Annotated in this window: 17 protein-coding genes and 1 tRNA gene; 6 read left to right on the forward strand and 12 right to left on the reverse strand. The window is 57.9% G+C overall.

All coding sequences use genetic code 11. From position 1 onward, the window contains the following. Positions 1-422 precede the first annotated feature (422 nt). On the forward strand, positions 423-920 hold the full coding sequence (locus tag H6F58_RS15405; protein WP_060702228.1) for a YbaK/EbsC family protein: 498 nt from the start codon (positions 423-425) through the stop codon (positions 918-920). Here H6F58_RS15405 and H6F58_RS15410 read toward each other — a convergent pair. The 9 genes from H6F58_RS15410 to H6F58_RS18005 all read right to left on the reverse strand — a co-directional run bounded on the left by H6F58_RS15410 (position 874) and on the right by H6F58_RS18005 (position 6,698). After that, complete coding sequence (locus H6F58_RS15410; protein ID WP_206693744.1) at positions 874-1,989, reverse strand: acyltransferase; 1,116 nt, start codon at positions 1,987-1,989, stop codon at positions 874-876. The two genes, H6F58_RS15405 and H6F58_RS15410, sit on opposite strands and share 47 nt — an antisense overlap. 202 nt (positions 1,990-2,191) lie before the next feature. Next, entirely contained in the window at positions 2,192-2,566 is a 375-nt protein-coding gene (rplL, locus tag H6F58_RS15415) for a 50S ribosomal protein L7/L12 (RefSeq protein WP_060702230.1), read from the reverse strand. Positions 2,567-2,638: 72 nt separating this feature from the next. Further along, complete coding sequence (rplJ, locus tag H6F58_RS15420) at positions 2,639-3,163, reverse strand: 50S ribosomal protein L10 (RefSeq protein ID WP_060702231.1); 525 nt, start codon at positions 3,161-3,163, stop codon at positions 2,639-2,641. 545 nt (positions 3,164-3,708) lie between these two features. Then, on the reverse strand, positions 3,709-4,413 hold the full coding sequence (gene rplA / locus H6F58_RS15425; RefSeq protein ID WP_060702232.1) for a 50S ribosomal protein L1: 705 nt from the start codon (positions 4,411-4,413) through the stop codon (positions 3,709-3,711). A gap of 135 nt (positions 4,414-4,548) precedes the next feature. Continuing rightward, the gene (gene rplK, locus H6F58_RS15430) at positions 4,549-4,980 is read right to left on the reverse strand and encodes a 50S ribosomal protein L11 (protein ID WP_060702233.1); all 432 of its coding nucleotides are present in this window, start codon (positions 4,978-4,980) and stop codon (positions 4,549-4,551) included. 130 nt (positions 4,981-5,110) lie between these two features. Beyond that, positions 5,111-5,992, reverse strand: coding sequence for a transcription termination/antitermination protein NusG (gene nusG / locus H6F58_RS15435; RefSeq protein ID WP_195182101.1), 882 nt, complete (start codon positions 5,990-5,992; stop codon positions 5,111-5,113). Positions 5,993-6,067: 75 nt separating this feature from the next. After that, positions 6,068-6,316: a preprotein translocase subunit SecE gene (gene secE, locus H6F58_RS15440; RefSeq protein ID WP_060702235.1), complete on the reverse strand. Its 249-nt coding sequence runs from the start codon at positions 6,314-6,316 to the stop codon at positions 6,068-6,070. Between the two features lie 117 nt (positions 6,317-6,433). After that, positions 6,434-6,506: transfer RNA gene (locus H6F58_RS15445), tRNA-Trp, on the reverse strand. 48 nt (positions 6,507-6,554) lie between these two features. Further along, positions 6,555-6,698: a hypothetical protein gene (locus H6F58_RS18005; protein ID WP_171918772.1), complete on the reverse strand. Its 144-nt coding sequence runs from the start codon at positions 6,696-6,698 to the stop codon at positions 6,555-6,557. 77 nt (positions 6,699-6,775) lie between these two features. Here H6F58_RS18005 and H6F58_RS15450 point away from each other — a divergent pair, with 77 nt between their 5' ends. Beyond that, entirely contained in the window at positions 6,776-7,975 is a 1,200-nt protein-coding gene (locus H6F58_RS15450; protein ID WP_195182102.1) for a pyridoxal phosphate-dependent aminotransferase, read from the forward strand. A gap of 74 nt (positions 7,976-8,049) precedes the next feature. Here the strand turns inward: H6F58_RS15450 and H6F58_RS15455 are convergent, their stop codons facing one another. Together H6F58_RS15455 and H6F58_RS15460 are read right to left on the reverse strand one after the other, a co-directional pair. After that, positions 8,050-8,718, reverse strand: a complete 669-nt coding sequence (locus tag H6F58_RS15455; protein ID WP_060702237.1) for a response regulator transcription factor — start codon at positions 8,716-8,718, stop codon at positions 8,050-8,052. Then, positions 8,715-9,980: an ATP-binding protein gene (locus H6F58_RS15460; protein ID WP_195182103.1), complete on the reverse strand. Its 1,266-nt coding sequence runs from the start codon at positions 9,978-9,980 to the stop codon at positions 8,715-8,717. The genes H6F58_RS15455 and H6F58_RS15460 overlap by 4 nt, the downstream gene beginning before the upstream one ends. Positions 9,981-10,106: 126 nt before the next feature. Here H6F58_RS15460 and H6F58_RS15465 point away from each other — a divergent pair, with 126 nt between their 5' ends. The 4 genes from H6F58_RS15465 to H6F58_RS15480 all read left to right on the forward strand — a co-directional run bounded on the left by H6F58_RS15465 (position 10,107) and on the right by H6F58_RS15480 (position 13,257). Then, positions 10,107-11,432 (forward strand): PspC domain-containing protein, encoded by a 1,326-nt coding sequence (locus H6F58_RS15465; protein WP_195182104.1) that lies wholly within the window; start codon positions 10,107-10,109, stop codon positions 11,430-11,432. A gap of 13 nt (positions 11,433-11,445) precedes the next feature. Then, positions 11,446-11,694, forward strand: a complete 249-nt coding sequence (locus tag H6F58_RS15470) for a LapA family protein (protein WP_060702240.1) — start codon at positions 11,446-11,448, stop codon at positions 11,692-11,694. Between the two features lie 35 nt (positions 11,695-11,729). Then, positions 11,730-11,972, forward strand: coding sequence for a PspC domain-containing protein (locus tag H6F58_RS15475; protein WP_060702241.1), 243 nt, complete (start codon positions 11,730-11,732; stop codon positions 11,970-11,972). Positions 11,973-12,228: 256 nt separating this feature from the next. Continuing rightward, positions 12,229-13,257: a 6-phosphofructokinase gene (locus H6F58_RS15480; RefSeq protein WP_195182105.1), complete on the forward strand. Its 1,029-nt coding sequence runs from the start codon at positions 12,229-12,231 to the stop codon at positions 13,255-13,257. Positions 13,258-13,361: 104 nt separating this feature from the next. Here H6F58_RS15480 and H6F58_RS15485 read toward each other — a convergent pair whose 3' ends face one another. Next, positions 13,362-14,444, reverse strand: a complete 1,083-nt coding sequence (locus H6F58_RS15485) for a folate-binding protein YgfZ (protein WP_171918769.1) — start codon at positions 14,442-14,444, stop codon at positions 13,362-13,364. Between the last annotated feature and the right edge of the window lies 1 nt (position 14,445).

The raw sequence follows: 14,445 nt of genomic DNA on the forward strand, positions 1-14,445 counted from the left end.
CCTGGATTATGCCCGGCCCCAGCGATGCCAATTCCCCGAGAAACCGCTGGCTCCCCCGGCTTCGCCGCCCTACTCCCCTGATCGCGTTTAGCCTACTGATCCCGCAGATTCTTGGCAGATACGCTACTGCCGTGGAACGCTTGACGCGCACATCAGCCACGCGAAATGACTGTTTGCCCGAAGCCATATGCGTTTTGTCACATCACCGAATTTGCCGCATCTGACAACCCTTCGGCGCCCCGCGGATCATCCGCAATCGAAATTTTTCATTCCCCTTCGGACCAGTCCTTGCAGCAGTTCCGTTCCCGCGCCCTGTCCGGTGGGCAGATGGCTGAACCCCGTCGGGACATGCACCCGTGCCTCATGGAATCTTCACTCCCTTATGACTATGCTGGGGCAAACATCGACGCTCAGGAGAACCAATGAACAAGTTGCAGTCCGACGAAGCATTGACCCGAGTAACGCTCGACGCTTCGCGCCGAAACATCCCCATTGAGCTGGTACCGCGCGACAAGGTGAAGTCCTTGGAGGAGGCGGCCGAGGCCTTGGGAATCCAGCCCGCCAACCTGTTGAAGACCCTGGTGATCAAGAAATCTGATGACACCTTCGTTTTCGCGTTGATTCCCGGAGGCCGCAAGCTGGACTGGGCAAAATTGCGCAGCCAGCTGGGCGTCAACAAGCTCTCGCTGCCGGATTCCGGCGTTGCCTGGGATGTCACGCGCTACGAAAGCGGAACCATTACCCCCTTCGGCTCGCATTCGGTACTTCCGGTGTACATCGATGCCAGCGTTTTCGAGGAGCCGGTACCTGAGCATATCGGGCTCGGCAGCGGCGATCGTGGCCACGGGCTGCTGGTTCACCCGCAGGATCTGGTTACCGGGTTTGATGCCACGATTGCTGATATTTCGGCTCCGGAATAGATAGCGGCGGACGGCTCATCGCCTTCTTGACCCATTCGGAGGTGACGTTCAGCGTCGTGATCGTGGCGTTGCGCAATGGCAAGCCAACTGGCCGCTCGACAAATCGGGCTACCAGGTACGCCCAACCCAGCATGAACACAACCAATCCGAAGAGCAGCACGTACTTGTTCATGACGCCATGAAGTTCTTCGATGATCCACCAGCCCCACAGCTGGTGGAAAAGGTATAGCGGGAAAGTCAGCGAACCAGCAACGGCCATCCATCGTGCCTGAATGTGCTTGAGCGGCGTCAGCGTGCATACCGCCAAAATGGCTACGCAAACCACCGCGAGCACTTGGAAGTGCCACGCTGGAACGTCGAGTCCGGAAAGATAGCCAGCATCGAAGCGGCCCTTGATTCCGGTGAAGAATGCGGCGATTGCGGTATCAAGAATCAGCAGCAGCCAGCGCAGGAGCGTGTGGCCGTTTTGGTAGATCAAGTACATCATCATGCCGGCGGCGAAGAGGGCGGCATATTGGCCGGCGAACCAGTCCTGAACCTTATCCAGCTGGGTGAAGTGAAGATAGAGGCCAATGGCCGGCCACAACGCGCACAACCACATAATGTGCTTGTTCTTGACCAGCCCGAGGGCCAGCAGCAGGCCGAGCAGGATATAAAAGCGCAGCTCAACCCACAGCGTCCAATAGACGCCATCGAGGTCCTGGATGTTGAAGGCCGACTGCATCATCGTCAGGTTTGGCAGGATATCGCTGGCGGTTCGCCCGTCGTTGCCCGCTGGCCAGATTTTCAATGACAGCACTGCTGCGGCAATGACGGCCAGCCAATAGGCTGGATAGAGCCTTCCGACACGTGATCCGATGAATCCGATGACGTTTTTGCCCTGCAAGGACATCAGGATCACGAAGCCTGAAATCAAGAAGAAAAGCTGCACTCCCAATTGGCCATACCGGGTGAATTCCGAGAGCACCGGCCAGAATTCTGGAGCCTTGGTCCCCCAGTGGTCATGTCCCCAAGCCGTGTAGTGGTAGAACACCACTATCAGAGCAGCGGTGATACGCAGTGCGTCCAATAGACCAAGTCTCGGCGCAGTTGCATGGGTCCGGGGAGCTAGAGAATTCGACACCTATTTAGCATATACATTGAACTTGAATAAACGCTGTTAATAGAAACGTTATAAAACAATTCAGATGAAAGTACCAGTTAACGGCCAAGGGGCCCACAGGCTTTCGCCTGTGAACCCCTTGGCAATAAGTTGCGAGTGACCGCAGAACTTACTTAACGGTGACGGTAGCGCCGGCAGCTTCCAGAGCTTCCTTAGCCTTCTCGGCAGCGTCCTTTGCAACACCCTCAAGCAGAGCCTTTGGAGCGCTGTCAACGAGCTCCTTGGCTTCCTTCAGGCCCAGGGAAGTGATTGCGCGAACTTCCTTGATCACTGCGATCTTCTTGTCGCCAGCCGATTCCAGAACAACGTCGAATTCGGTCTTCTCTTCTGCAGCAGCTTCGCCGCCAGCAGCAGGACCGGCAACTGCAACAGCAGCAGCGGTTACGTCGAAGGTCTCTTCGAATTCCTTAACGAACTCGGAAAGCTCGATGATGGTCATTTCCTTGAATGCGGAAAGCAGCTCTTCGTTGCTGAGCTTCGCCATGGTCGGCGTCCTTTCGGTTTTGGCCCGGGGGCCTAATGAATTTGGGATTACGTTGCGAGAGATCGCGAAAGCTTAGGCTTCTGCCGGAGCTTCCTCGGCAGCAGCGCCGCCGTTGTCCTCTTCGAGCTTTGCACGCAGTGCATCGACGACGCGAGCAGCAGCGGAGGCCGGAGCCTGCAGTACTGCAGCAACGCGAGCGAGCTGGGTTTCGCGGGATTCCAGTGCGGCCAGTGCAGCGATGCCGCTCTGGTCCAGCGCCTTGCCTTCGAACCAGCCGGTCTTGATAACCAGCTTGTCGTTGGTCTTGGCGAATTCCGTGAGGCTCTTAGCAGCAGCAACAGCGTCGCCCTTTACGAAGGCGATAGCAGTTGGGCCGGAAAGCTGCTCATCGAATGCATCGATGCCAGCGTTCTTAGCTGCGATTGCGGTCAAGGTGTTCTTCACAACTGCGTACTTGGTCTCCTGACCAAGCGAGCGGCGCAGATCCTTGAGCTGTGCAACGGTAAGCCCACGGTATTCGGTCAAGACAGCCGCGGTTGCTTCGTTAAAGTCCGCAGTGATTTCTTCAATCGCTGCAGTCTTGCTCGGGGTTGCCATAACACTCCTTCCGGGGATTTGTTCGGTACCGTTTCAAAACCGGCGAGGCCATAAAAATAGCCCCGCGCAGGAGCACAGGGCAGTTCAACTCATTCAAGTTAAAGCAAATCTATGTAACCTGCGTTGGTTGTCCTTGCGGACCTTTAGGAACATTGGGAATCCAATTGTTCAACCGACGGTCTTCGGTAGTTCCAGTCTAAGCCAGATCATCGGGGCACAGCAAATCGAAGCTGGACCCAGGATCATGATACTGATCACTTAGAAGTGGTTTGGGGTGACGGGACTTATTTACCTGCGCTTGGGGAACACGGGCAATAAGTCCCGTCGGGCCTAGAAGCTTGGGGAACTTCTAAGCCTCATCGGTGTATAGCCTTGGGGGATCCATACACAGATGTCCGAATTACTCGGCAGTCCAAGCCTATCACCGGCAATTATGGTTTCCTATCTGCACACGGGCTTCGCGGAACAGGCTGGAATCGCCGGTTAAACACTGAGGGAGCATGCCGGCAATCGGCATGCTCCCTCAATTGATTAAGCTACTAGGCTTAGGCCTCGACGCGGGTCACGTTCGGGTCAACAGGGATGCCTGGACCGAAGGTGGTTGCGAGGGTGGCCTTCGAGATGTAGCGGCCCTTCGAAGCCGAAGGCTTCAGGCGCAATACCTCTTCAAGAGCTGCTGCGTAGTTCTCGGTCAGCTGCTTCTGGTCGAACGAAACCTTGCCAATGATGAAGTGCAGGTTCGAGTGCTTGTCGACGCGGAAGTCGATCTTGCCGCCCTTGATGTCGGTAACTGCCTTGGCAACATCCATGGTTACGGTACCGGTCTTAGGGTTTGGCATCAGGTTACGAGGACCCAGTACCTTACCCAAGCGGCCAACCTTGCCCATCAGGTCAGGGGTAGCAACTGCTGCGTCGAAGTCAACCCAGCCGCCCTGGATCTTTTCGATCAGGTCGTCCGAGCCAACGAAGTCGGCGCCAGCTTCGCGAGCTGCTTCTGCCTTGTCGCCGTTAGCGAAAACAACCACGCGGGCGGTCTTGCCGGTGCCGTGTGGAAGGTTGACGGTACCGCGGACCATCTGGTCAGCCTTGCGTGGGTCAACACCCAAGCGGAAAGCAACCTCAACGGTCGAGTTGGTCTTCTCGCCTGCGGTCTCCTTGGCCAGGGCAATTGCCTGGGCCGGAGCGTAGACGTTGTTGTCGGCATCGATCTTAGCCGCGGCGGCTACGTATGCTTTGCTGCGCTTTGCCATCTGCGTTTTCTCCTTATGCAGTCGTGGTCATATGGACCGCGCGCGGTCCTGCCACGGGCGAATCGATCAGCTGATCGTTTCGCCTTAGATTAAATTCTTTGTTGCTCTTCACCAGGTGAACAGCGGAAGGCGGAATTAGCCTTCTACGGTCACACCCATGGAGCGAGCGGTACCGGCGATGATCTTGGCTGCGGCAGCCAGATCGTTTGCGTTCAGGTCAGCCATCTTGGAGGTGGCGATTTCCTCAACCTGTGCCTGGGTCAGGTTTGCAACCTTCAGGGACTGAGGAGTGCCCGAACCCTTTGCAATGCCAGCAGCCTTCTTGATCAGCTCTGCTGCAGGAGGAGTCTTGGTGATGAAAGTGAACGAACGGTCTTCGTAGACGGTGATTTCAACTGGAATCACGTTACCGCGCTGCGACTCGGTCGCTGCGTTGTAAGCCTTGCAGAATTCCATGATGTTGACGCCGTGCTGACCAAGGGCTGGACCAATTGGCGGAGCTGGGTTAGCAGCACCTGCCTGGATCTGCAGCTTGATGAGTCCGGTGACCTTTTTCTTTGGGGCCATGTCGGGTCCTTCTTACTCTTGCGTTTCCCGCGGCACAGGAGCGTGGCACGGGGATCTGGCTATCGTGGCGCGACAGCCAAACGCGCCCTCACATCGATAAGCGACCGATATGGGGCACGAAGACTTAATACTACTGGATCTTGGTGACCTGGTTGAAGTTCAGGGTCACTGGGGTTTCGCGTTCGAAGATCGAAACCAGTACCACCAGCTGAGCTGCATCCAGCTTGATTTCCGAGATCGTGGCCGGCATCGTTTCGAATGGACCATCGTTGACGATAACCGATTCGCCAACCTCGAAGTCCACAGTGACCTCAGTGATTGGAGCACGACCAGGCTTGGAAGCCGATGGCTGCTCTACTGGGTCGACCACGGTGTGCTCAAGCATGGAGAACACTTCGTCGAGGTTCAGCGGGTTGGGATCGTGGGCGTTTCCAACGAAACCGGTGACGCCTGGAGTGTGTCGAACAACACCCCACGAAGCGTCGGTGAGCTCCATGCGAACCAGGACGTAGCCCGGGATGCGCACGCGGCGGACGATCTTGCGCTGGGTGTTCTTGACCTCAACGACTTCTTCCATCGGCACCTGGATGTCGTAGATGAACTCTTCCATGTCCTGGGTCTGGATACGGGTTTCCAGGTTCACCTTGACGCGGTTTTCGTAGCCGGCGTAGGTGTGGATGACAAACCAGTCACCAGGCAGGCGGCGCAGCTTCGAACGGAATTCTTCCTTGAGGCGAGCAACCTTGTCTTCGCCGGATTCCTCGGCGTCGGCTTCTTCAACCTCTACGTCAGATTCAGCAACCTGAGCATCTTCGTCAGATTCAACTTCAGCAACCTGAGCATCTTCGTCAGATTCAACTTCAGCAACCTGGGCATCTTCAGCATCTGCGGCTGGGGCTTCGGTCGAGTCGATATCAACCTCAGCGGCTGCATCTACCTGATCGCTGTCGGCTTCAACGAACTCGTTTTCGACCTCGTCATTAATCTGCGGTTCGAGTTCCTTGTCGGACACTGCAGCTCCTGCTTTCTTTGACTGAATGACACTGAAATTGCCTCGGGGGCGATTATACCTCCGAGGCAACTAAACTTACTGTTCTACCTGTTTAGTGAACAGGAGGATCGAACCTTGCCCAAAGACGAAATCCAGGGCTGTCACGATCAGCATCACCACGACAACAAATCCGACAACTACCAAGAAGTAATTGAGCAATTCGCTACGGGTCGGGGTGACTACCTTTTTAAGTTCCGCGATTACCTGACGGAAAAACAGCATGATTTGGGCAAAAAAGCCCTTCTTCTGCTTACTCTTTCCAGAGTTGAGAGCAGATTCGGTCACGTTCTTCCTCGTTTCAATTTTTTTGGCCAGTTGAAACAATCACGGTGCGTCGTAGCCTGACCGACCACAACACACCGTGACGTGAGTAATTCGCTGAGCGACAAAATCGCTACTGCGCAGGGCAGACAGGACTCGAACCTGCAACCTGCGGTTTTGGAGACCGCTGCGCTACCAATTGCGCCACTACCCTTCGGAGCTTTTCCCGCTCCCACCTAGATCATCTTAGCGGATAAAAGCATCAAGCTTGTTCCGTTGCGATGTCTCGGCAACGAGAAATAACTTTACGCAACGAAATCGCAAATGTCGAACTGACAACCCATGGTGTGGCGCAGAACGCATAGATCAGCGCCCATTGATCCGCGTTGATGTCATTTTCACTCATGGTCGATTGATCTGGGGTGCAGGGAACTAAACTGGGAAACAACAGCTGTCCCCATAGACTTCAGGACGAATTCTCACATGTCTCGAATTTCTCGCCGCATCGGCGCAATCTCCGAATCCGCGACCCTCGCCGTCGACGCCAAGGCCAAGGCCCTGAAAGCCGCTGGACGCCCAGTCATCGGGTTCGGTGCCGGTGAACCTGACTTCCCAACGCCCGGCTACATTGTTGAAGCTGCGCTCAAAGCTGCAACAGATCCGAAGAACCACCGCTACTCCCCTGCTGCTGGCCTTCCAGAGCTGCGCGAAGCCATTGCGGAAAAGACCCTGCGCGACTCCGGCTATGAGATCTCCGCATCCCAGGTCCTGGTCACCAACGGCGGCAAGCAGGCCGTGTACAACACCTTCGCCACCTTGCTCGATCCAGGCGACGAGGTCATCGTTCCAGCTCCATACTGGACCACCTACCCTGAAGCTATTCAGCTGGCCGGCGGCAAGGCGGTCTCGATCTTCGCAGGCCCGGAACAGGGCTACAAGGTCACTGTGGAGCAGCTCGAGTCCGTGCTGACCGATCGCACCAAGGTGCTGCTATTCGTTTCGCCGTCGAACCCTACGGGCGCGGTGTACTCGCCAGAGCAGGTTCGCAAGATCGGCCAGTGGGCAGCTTCCAAGGGCCTGTGGGTTGTCACCGACGAAATCTACGAGCACCTGACCTACGGAGATGCCAGCTTCAGCTCCATCGCCACCCTGGCTCCGGAGCTGGAAGACCGCGTCGTCATCCTCAACGGCGTCGCCAAGACCTACGCCATGACCGGTTGGCGCGTTGGATGGATGGCCGGCCCAGCCGACGTCATCAAGGCCGCCACCAACCTGCAGTCGCACGCCACCTCGAACGTTGCCAACGTTTCCCAGCGTGCCGCGCTGGCTGCCGTCTCCGGCCCATTGGATGCTGTCAATGAAATGAAGACCGCTTTCAACCGCCGCCGCCTGGCCATCGTCGAGGGCCTGAACGCCATTGACGGCCTGCACTGCCCAACTCCGGAAGGCGCGTTCTACGCATACTCGGACGTTCGAGGACTGCTCGGCCGTGAAATCCGCGGCGTCGTCAACAACACCAGCGCCGAATTGGCCGCCTTCATCCTGGAGCAGGCCGAGGTCGCCGTTGTCCCAGGCGAAGCCTTTGGTCCATCGGGCTACATCCGCATGTCCTACGCGCTGGGGGATGCCGATCTCGCTGAAGGCGTAGCACGCATCGCCAAATTGCTCGGCGAAGCCAAGTAGGCACAGCCTCAACGCAGACTGCCGGTGGGCCAAGGAACTCCTTGGGCCACCGGCAGTTTTTTGCCCCGCTGCGATTAAAGGATCTTCCGGTCCACGGCCCAGCGGGTGAGTTCATGCCGATTGGACAGCTGAAGCTTGCGCAGGACATTCGATACGTGGGACTCCACGGTTTTCACCGAGATGAACAATTCCGTAGCCACTTCCTTGTAGCTGTAGCCGCGGGCGATCAAGCGCATGACCTGCAATTCGCGGTCCGAGAGCAGATCCAGTTCCTCATCGACGGCCGATACTGCGGTGCTGCTGCCAAATGCATCAAGCACAAAACCGGCCAGGCGCGGCGAAAAGACCGCGTCGCCAGCGGCCACACGACGCACCGCATCAGAGATTTCCTCACCCGAAATGCTCTTGGTGACATAGCCGCGCGCACCGGCGCGGATCACCGTGACCACATCTTGCGCTGCATCAGAAACACTCAGCGCCAGGAACTTCGTTGTCCCCAGCAGCTGGGTGCAATTCTTCAGGACTTCGGCGCCTCCCCCAGCCCGTCCGCCAGGCAGGTGGACATCAAGCAACACCACATCAGGCTTTTGCTCGGTAATCACCGCGATGGCTTCCTCAACGCTTCCTGCCTCCCCAACAATTTGCATGTCATTGGCGAGGTCCGCTTTCAAGCCGGAGCGAAAAATCGCGTGATCGTCGACAAGGACTACACGATAGCTTTGGGTGCTGTTTTCGATACTCATGAATGTGGTTCTTCCTGCGTAGTGTTCCTAGGCATGCTCAGCCGGATCTCGGTTCCGGTTTCGCTGCTGCGTATCGTGGCCTTGCCACCAGCACGCTGCATGCGTCCAATAATCGACTCCCGCACTCCATGTCGGTCCTCGGGAATCCCGCCAAAGTCAAAACCCTCCCCGCGGTCGCGGACAAAGACTTCAACAGCAGTCTCCGAGCACTCGATGTAGACGGAGATCTTGCCCGGCGCGTGCTTGGCCGCATTCATCATGGCTTCCCTGGTAGCCGCGACCAGCGCCTGCTGCCCTTCGAAGCCTTGGGCGTTTCCCACGGCGATGACTTCAACATCGCGCAGCAGCAATTGTTCGATGTCGCTGGCTTCGTGTTGCACCTCGACCACAACGTCTTCATCGTCCAGGTCCTGGTTGCCGTAGAGCCACTGGCGCAACTCGCGTTCCTGGATGCGGGCCAAGGTCCGCACCGCGGCAGGGTCATCACTGCGCTTTTGGATGACGGCCAAGGTCTGCAAGACCGAATCGTGCAAGTGGGCTGCGAACTCCGCGCGTTGTGCGGATGCCTGCCTGGAACTTCTTTCGGCCAGGAAATCGCGCCAAAGCCTAGTCCCCCATGGCAGCAAGACGACCACTGCACCGACGATAATGGCTATCGCGGCCCACATCCCGCCCAGCAGATCCGCCACGCCGACGGAACCGCTGAGGATGGTAAGCAAGCCACCGATGACCAGCAACAACCCCAGGCCAAGCCGAATCAGAAGCGGCGCCGATTTCTTCCTGCCCGGCCCGGTGACCTGTTCATCCAGCTGCAGCCATGCCAAGAGTATTCCGGCAATGATTCCCAGCGAAGGCCAGATCAGATCCCAGCGGATATTCCATCCTGACCACTGGGCCAAAGCCAGCACGGCCAGCACCAGCAGTCCGCAGCCGATCAGAAGTTCACGCCAGGAGGAATTCTTCTCCCATCCTTCCCTGGAACGGAACAAGCCCTGCTGGACCCTGTTCATCTCCTCGGCAAGGCTTCGCCTTCTGGTTCCCCAGGACCTGATTTCATCGGCCTGTGCTTCTTCCGCGCTTGGGACAAAGACCCAAAGCCACGCGTAGAGCAGGATTCCGATACCGCCACAGGCGGTCAAGGCGATAAACCCCAGCCGGACGTAATTCAGTGGAATTCCCAGATGGGCTGCCAGTCCGCCACTGACGCCAGCGATCATGCGATGCTCGCTGCGCACCAAGAGGCTTCGTTCAGGGCTTTCCATAGTTCTAAGTCAAGCACGTTATGGCCGATTTTTGGTGTTTGATCACCACATCTAGGGGCACCCCTAGGGGAAGTTCAGGGTATCCCCTCATAGCGGTGCCCGGCAGGAACACGAGATCATGGAGCTATGAACAATTCGGGGTCTGGGCGTCGGGGCTTTTTCAGCCAGCTGGGCAAATCACCAATTATCCGCAAAGAGTCGCGGTGGCTCGGTGGTGTCGCCACAGGAATAGCAGATTATTTCAAGATCGATGTGATTCTGGCGCGCGGCATCGTCGTCGTGCTCAGCTTCCTCGGTGGCCTAGGGCTCATTCTCTACGGCTTGGCCTGGGCTCTGTTGCCTGACCAGCAAGGCCGCATCCACTTGGAACGAGCGATCGACAAGGACTGGACCAGCGGCATGACCGGTGCTGTGGTTCTGGTGGCCTTGGGAATCTTTCCTGCACAGTGGATTCTGGATTCAGTAGCTCCTGTCTTGTGGCCGGTGGCAATCGTTGCCGCCGTTCTTTTCATCATTTTCAGCCGGAAGAATACAAAGTTCGAGAGGCAACGGCCGGCTAAGCCGGCCAAGGAGCAAGCTCCACCTGCTGCCTCGCCTCACACCACCGCGATGGAAAAGCCTTGGCGCAAGGATGCATTCACCTTTAGCAGCAGCGCCCCGTCCAGCACGCAGCCGACCAGCGCGAACCATATCGATCAGGAGGAAACCGTGGCTAGCGGCAACCCGGATCCACAGCAACAGACCAGTGGTTACGACTATGCGTATACTCCTGATCCCAAATACACCCGGCCTTACAACCAGGATTCATTCAAGGGCAAGGCAGCTCGCAAAGCGCAAGCTGCTGAACCGATCCCAGGATGGCTGTCCACGACTGCAGCAGGCTTGAGCATTCTGGCGATCGCCGCGGTGCTCTGCGCTGACTACCTTCACATCATCGATTTACCCGGTGCCGGTTGGGGCGTAGCCCTAGCCGCCGGTTTGCTGATCACCGGACTCTTCGTCGTCTTCGCAGCCCTGGTGCGGCGCACCAGCGGCGGGCTTCTGGGCTTGGGCATTCCCTTGCTGGTGCTGACTCTGGTCTTTTCCGGTTCCGCGTTCGGCACCGAGGACCGCCAGGCGGTTCGCTCGGAACCCGGCGGCAATGATTACAGCGCAGTTTTCAGCCGCTCCACCATTGATCTGACCTACCTTGACTCGATCAGCACGCCAACTACCGTGGAAGTTGATTCGGTGTTCTCCCGATTGGATTTGAAGCTCCCGCCGAACGTACCGGTGAAAGTGACTTCGGATGGCGTCTTCAACTCCCAGATGGGTCTTGAACTGCCACAGGATCAACGCCAATTGGATGAGGACGCACCGCTGCTGACCATCGAAGTCGACGGGTTGTTCTCGTCCGTCAGTACCGAGGTGGCCACCACGGCTACACCCACCGTCATCAACCCGGAATTCTAAGGACTGAGCAACCATGGGCAACGATTCCCTGCAACCTAAAAAGTTTCCCACCGGAACCTTGGTCTTCGGACTGATCCTGATTGTGGTCTCGGTGGCAACACTGAGCCGGACATTCTTCCACTGGAGCTTTGACATGCCATTGTTCCTGATCATCGTTGTCGCCTTTGCTGGCGTGGCAATGGTCATTTCGGGACTGTCCGCGGCCGGCAAACGCCGTCAACGCGAAACGGAAATTCCCGCACCAAGCGACCCTAGCCTCTAGCTTTTCAAACTCATCCAATTCAAAGGAGATTCACCATGGACAAATTCTTCAATTCCCTTCGTTCAATGCCGCTTCGCCGCGGGCCTTCACGCCTTGCTGGCGGTGTCGCCGGCGGCATCGCCGACAAGTTCGGTTGGGATGTCACCATCGTGCGCATCGCACTGCTGCTTTCCTTCTTGCTGCCGGTCTTCGGCATCGGTGCCTACATCGTCGCCTGGCTCCTGATCCCGGCTCAGGACAACAGCATCATTTTGCAGAACTGGCTGCGAAAGTTTTAGGACCTCTAGATTTCCGCAGTGTTTCGCGGAATTCATGACGGCAGCTTGAGCCGCAGGGCGAGATGCGGTCACTTCGGTGACTTGCAACTCGCCCTTGTGGCTTTAAGCACGTAGACTGTCATGCAGAATTGATGCTCAATGACGCGCGGATATTAATTGACATCCGAACGGAATTCCTTGTTGCTCTAGCGCCGTTGCCTCGCAATAGCGTCCAACCAGCTGCACAAGGATTTCCAAGTTTACGAAGCGAGGCCCAATGCGCGTTGGAATCATGACCTCGGGCGGAGACTGCCCGGGCTTGAATGCCGTCATCCGAGGAGCCGTTCTGAACGGCATCAAAAGCTACGACTATGAGTTCGTTGGCTTCCGCGACGGCTGGCGCGGTGTCAAAGAAGGCGACTTCTTTGACCTGCCTCGCACCGCTGTCCGAGGCATCGCCAAGCAGGGTGGCACCATCTTGGGAACCTCGCGCACCAACGCCTTTGAAGGCGAGCTAGGCGGCGCAGAGAATATCGCCCGCGTGCTCAAGGACAACAACATTGACGCGCTGATCGCCATTGGCGGCGAAGGCACTTTGGCCGGGGCACAGCGCCTGTGCGCCGAAGGACTGCCTATTGTCGGTGTCCCCAAGACCATCGACAATGACCTAGACGCTACCGACTACACCTTCGGTTTCGACACGGCCAACCAGATTGCGGTTGAAGCAATAGACCGCCTGCGCACCACCGGCGACTCGCACCACCGCTGCATGGTTGCCGAAGTGATGGGCCGCCACGTTGGCTGGATTGCCTTGCACGCTGGCATGGCTTCGGGCGCTCACGCAGTGCTGATTCCTGAAGTGTCCACGCCGATGGAACAGATCTGCCAGTGGGTTACCGCAGCGCATGAGCGCGGTCGTGCACCGTTGGTAGTGGTTGCCGAAGGTTTTGTTCCCGAGGGCATGGAAGAAGCCTTCTCGGTCCGCGGCGTGGATACCTTTGGCCGTGCACGCTTGGGCGGCATTGGCGAAATGCTCGCCCCGGTCATCGAAGAGCGCACCGGCATCGAAACTCGCGCCACGGTTCTTGGACATATCCAGCGCGGCGGCGTGCCAACCGCATTCGACCGTGTATTGGCTACGCGGTTGGGCATGGCCGCCGTGGACTCCGTGAACGAAACCGCTTGGGGCACCATGGTTGCCCTGCACGGCACCAAGGTCCTGCGCGTGCCGTTGCGGGCCGCTTTGAATAACCTCAAGCGCGTTCCAATGGACCGCTACGAGGAAGCCGCAGTCCTCTTCGGTTAATACCGGGGTCTGGCAGGCAAATGAAGATGGCCGGGAATGCTTAGCATTCCCGGCCATCTTAGTATGTGCAGCTTATTCCAGTCTTCTGCAGTTTAATGCGATTCCTAGCCCTGTGGCGGGGTGCGGAGGAATCCGGTAAAGCGTCCTGCCACCTGTCCAGCGTCAGGAGTCACGATGACATCCTGCGATGCCGGGTAGCTGGTCTCGCCGTCGACAACAGACAGAACCGTTTCTGGATCCACGTTGCGCTTGATCACGGCCAGGGCAATCGGCCCTGCCTCGTAGTGCAACGCGGCCGAGGTGACCCGTCCGACGGTGCGCTCCCCCACCTTAACCTCTGCCCCGGTGGACGGCAGGGTGTGCATCGAACCGTCAAGGTCCAAGAACACGACACGGCGCGGCGGATGCCCGATGTTGTGCACCCGGGCAATCGTTTCCTGGCCCTTGTAGCAGCCCTTTTCCAGATGCACAGCGGTGCGCAGCCAGTCCAGCTCATGCGGGATGGTCTTGTCGTCGATTTCCGCGCCGAAGCGCGGCTCCCAAGCGGCAATGCGCAGAGCCTCAACCGCCATCATGCCGGCCAGATCCTCGTCAGCAGCTGCTGACGCCAGCTCATCGATAGCCACCACATGCAACAGCCAAGGCCGTTCCTTGCCCGGATGGTCCTCGCGAGAGTAGGCCCACCCTCCCGGAGCCACACCCGGCCACGGGTCAGTCCACACCGGCGCCTCGGTGCCCGGAATCGGCCGGGTAGCCGCCAGGACGCCATGGGTTAGGGAAAGGTTATTGACCTCAACACGCAGCATGAAACGCATGGAATTCAAGAACTGCTCCAGCGCGGCACCCGCGCCAGGTTCAGCTATGAGAATCAACCGGTCCTGGTCCGCCAGCACCTTCATCTCGTGCTCAACCCGGCCCTGGATCGAGAGCAGCAGCGTCTGGGTGCTCTGCCCCGGCTCCAGGTTATTAATACGCTGGCTGCTCAGGGTATCGAGCCAGCTTCGACGGTCTTCGCCTCGGATCTCAAGCACATCAAAATGGCTCAGATCAGCGATAGCCTTGCCTTCGGCCAGCTTGCGAGCTTCACGCGTGGGAGCGCCATAATGTGCTGCCACTCCGGCATCGACGCCACCTGCTTCTACGGCGCCGTCGCGCTGCAGGAGAACGGACTGGTATCCAGTGCCCATG

It is taken from the genome of Glutamicibacter sp. FBE19, from assembly GCF_015524875.1.
Classification (GTDB): domain Bacteria; phylum Actinomycetota; class Actinomycetes; order Actinomycetales; family Micrococcaceae; genus Glutamicibacter; species Glutamicibacter halophytocola.

Bases quoted from the DNA above. Each gene is read 5' to 3' on its own strand.
- H6F58_RS15405 (WP_060702228.1), top strand. From the start codon at position 423: ATGAACAAGTTGCAGTCCGACGAAGCATTGACCCGAGTAACGCTCGAC.
- rplL (WP_060702230.1), bottom strand. From the start codon at position 2,566: ATGGCGAAGCTCAGCAACGAAGAGCTGCTTTCCGCATTCAAGGAAATG.
- rplJ (WP_060702231.1), bottom strand. From the start codon at position 3,163: ATGGCAACCCCGAGCAAGACTGCAGCGATTGAAGAAATCACTGCGGAC.
- rplA (WP_060702232.1), bottom strand. From the start codon at position 4,413: ATGGCAAAGCGCAGCAAAGCATACGTAGCCGCCGCGGCTAAGATCGAT.
- rplK (WP_060702233.1), bottom strand. From the start codon at position 4,980: ATGGCCCCAAAGAAAAAGGTCACCGGACTCATCAAGCTGCAGATCCAG.
- H6F58_RS18005 (WP_171918772.1), bottom strand. From the start codon at position 6,698: ATGAGTGAAAATGACATCAACGCGGATCAATGGGCGCTGATCTATGCG.
- H6F58_RS15450 (WP_195182102.1), top strand. From the start codon at position 6,776: ATGTCTCGAATTTCTCGCCGCATCGGCGCAATCTCCGAATCCGCGACC.
- H6F58_RS15455 (WP_060702237.1), bottom strand. From the start codon at position 8,718: ATGAGTATCGAAAACAGCACCCAAAGCTATCGTGTAGTCCTTGTCGAC.
- H6F58_RS15460 (WP_195182103.1), bottom strand. From the start codon at position 9,980: ATGGAAAGCCCTGAACGAAGCCTCTTGGTGCGCAGCGAGCATCGCATG.
- H6F58_RS15465 (WP_195182104.1), top strand. From the start codon at position 10,107: ATGAACAATTCGGGGTCTGGGCGTCGGGGCTTTTTCAGCCAGCTGGGC.
- H6F58_RS15470 (WP_060702240.1), top strand. From the start codon at position 11,446: ATGGGCAACGATTCCCTGCAACCTAAAAAGTTTCCCACCGGAACCTTG.
- H6F58_RS15475 (WP_060702241.1), top strand. From the start codon at position 11,730: ATGGACAAATTCTTCAATTCCCTTCGTTCAATGCCGCTTCGCCGCGGG.
- H6F58_RS15480 (WP_195182105.1), top strand. From the start codon at position 12,229: ATGCGCGTTGGAATCATGACCTCGGGCGGAGACTGCCCGGGCTTGAAT.
- H6F58_RS15485 (WP_171918769.1), bottom strand. From the start codon at position 14,444: ATGGGCACTGGATACCAGTCCGTTCTCCTGCAGCGCGACGGCGCCGTA.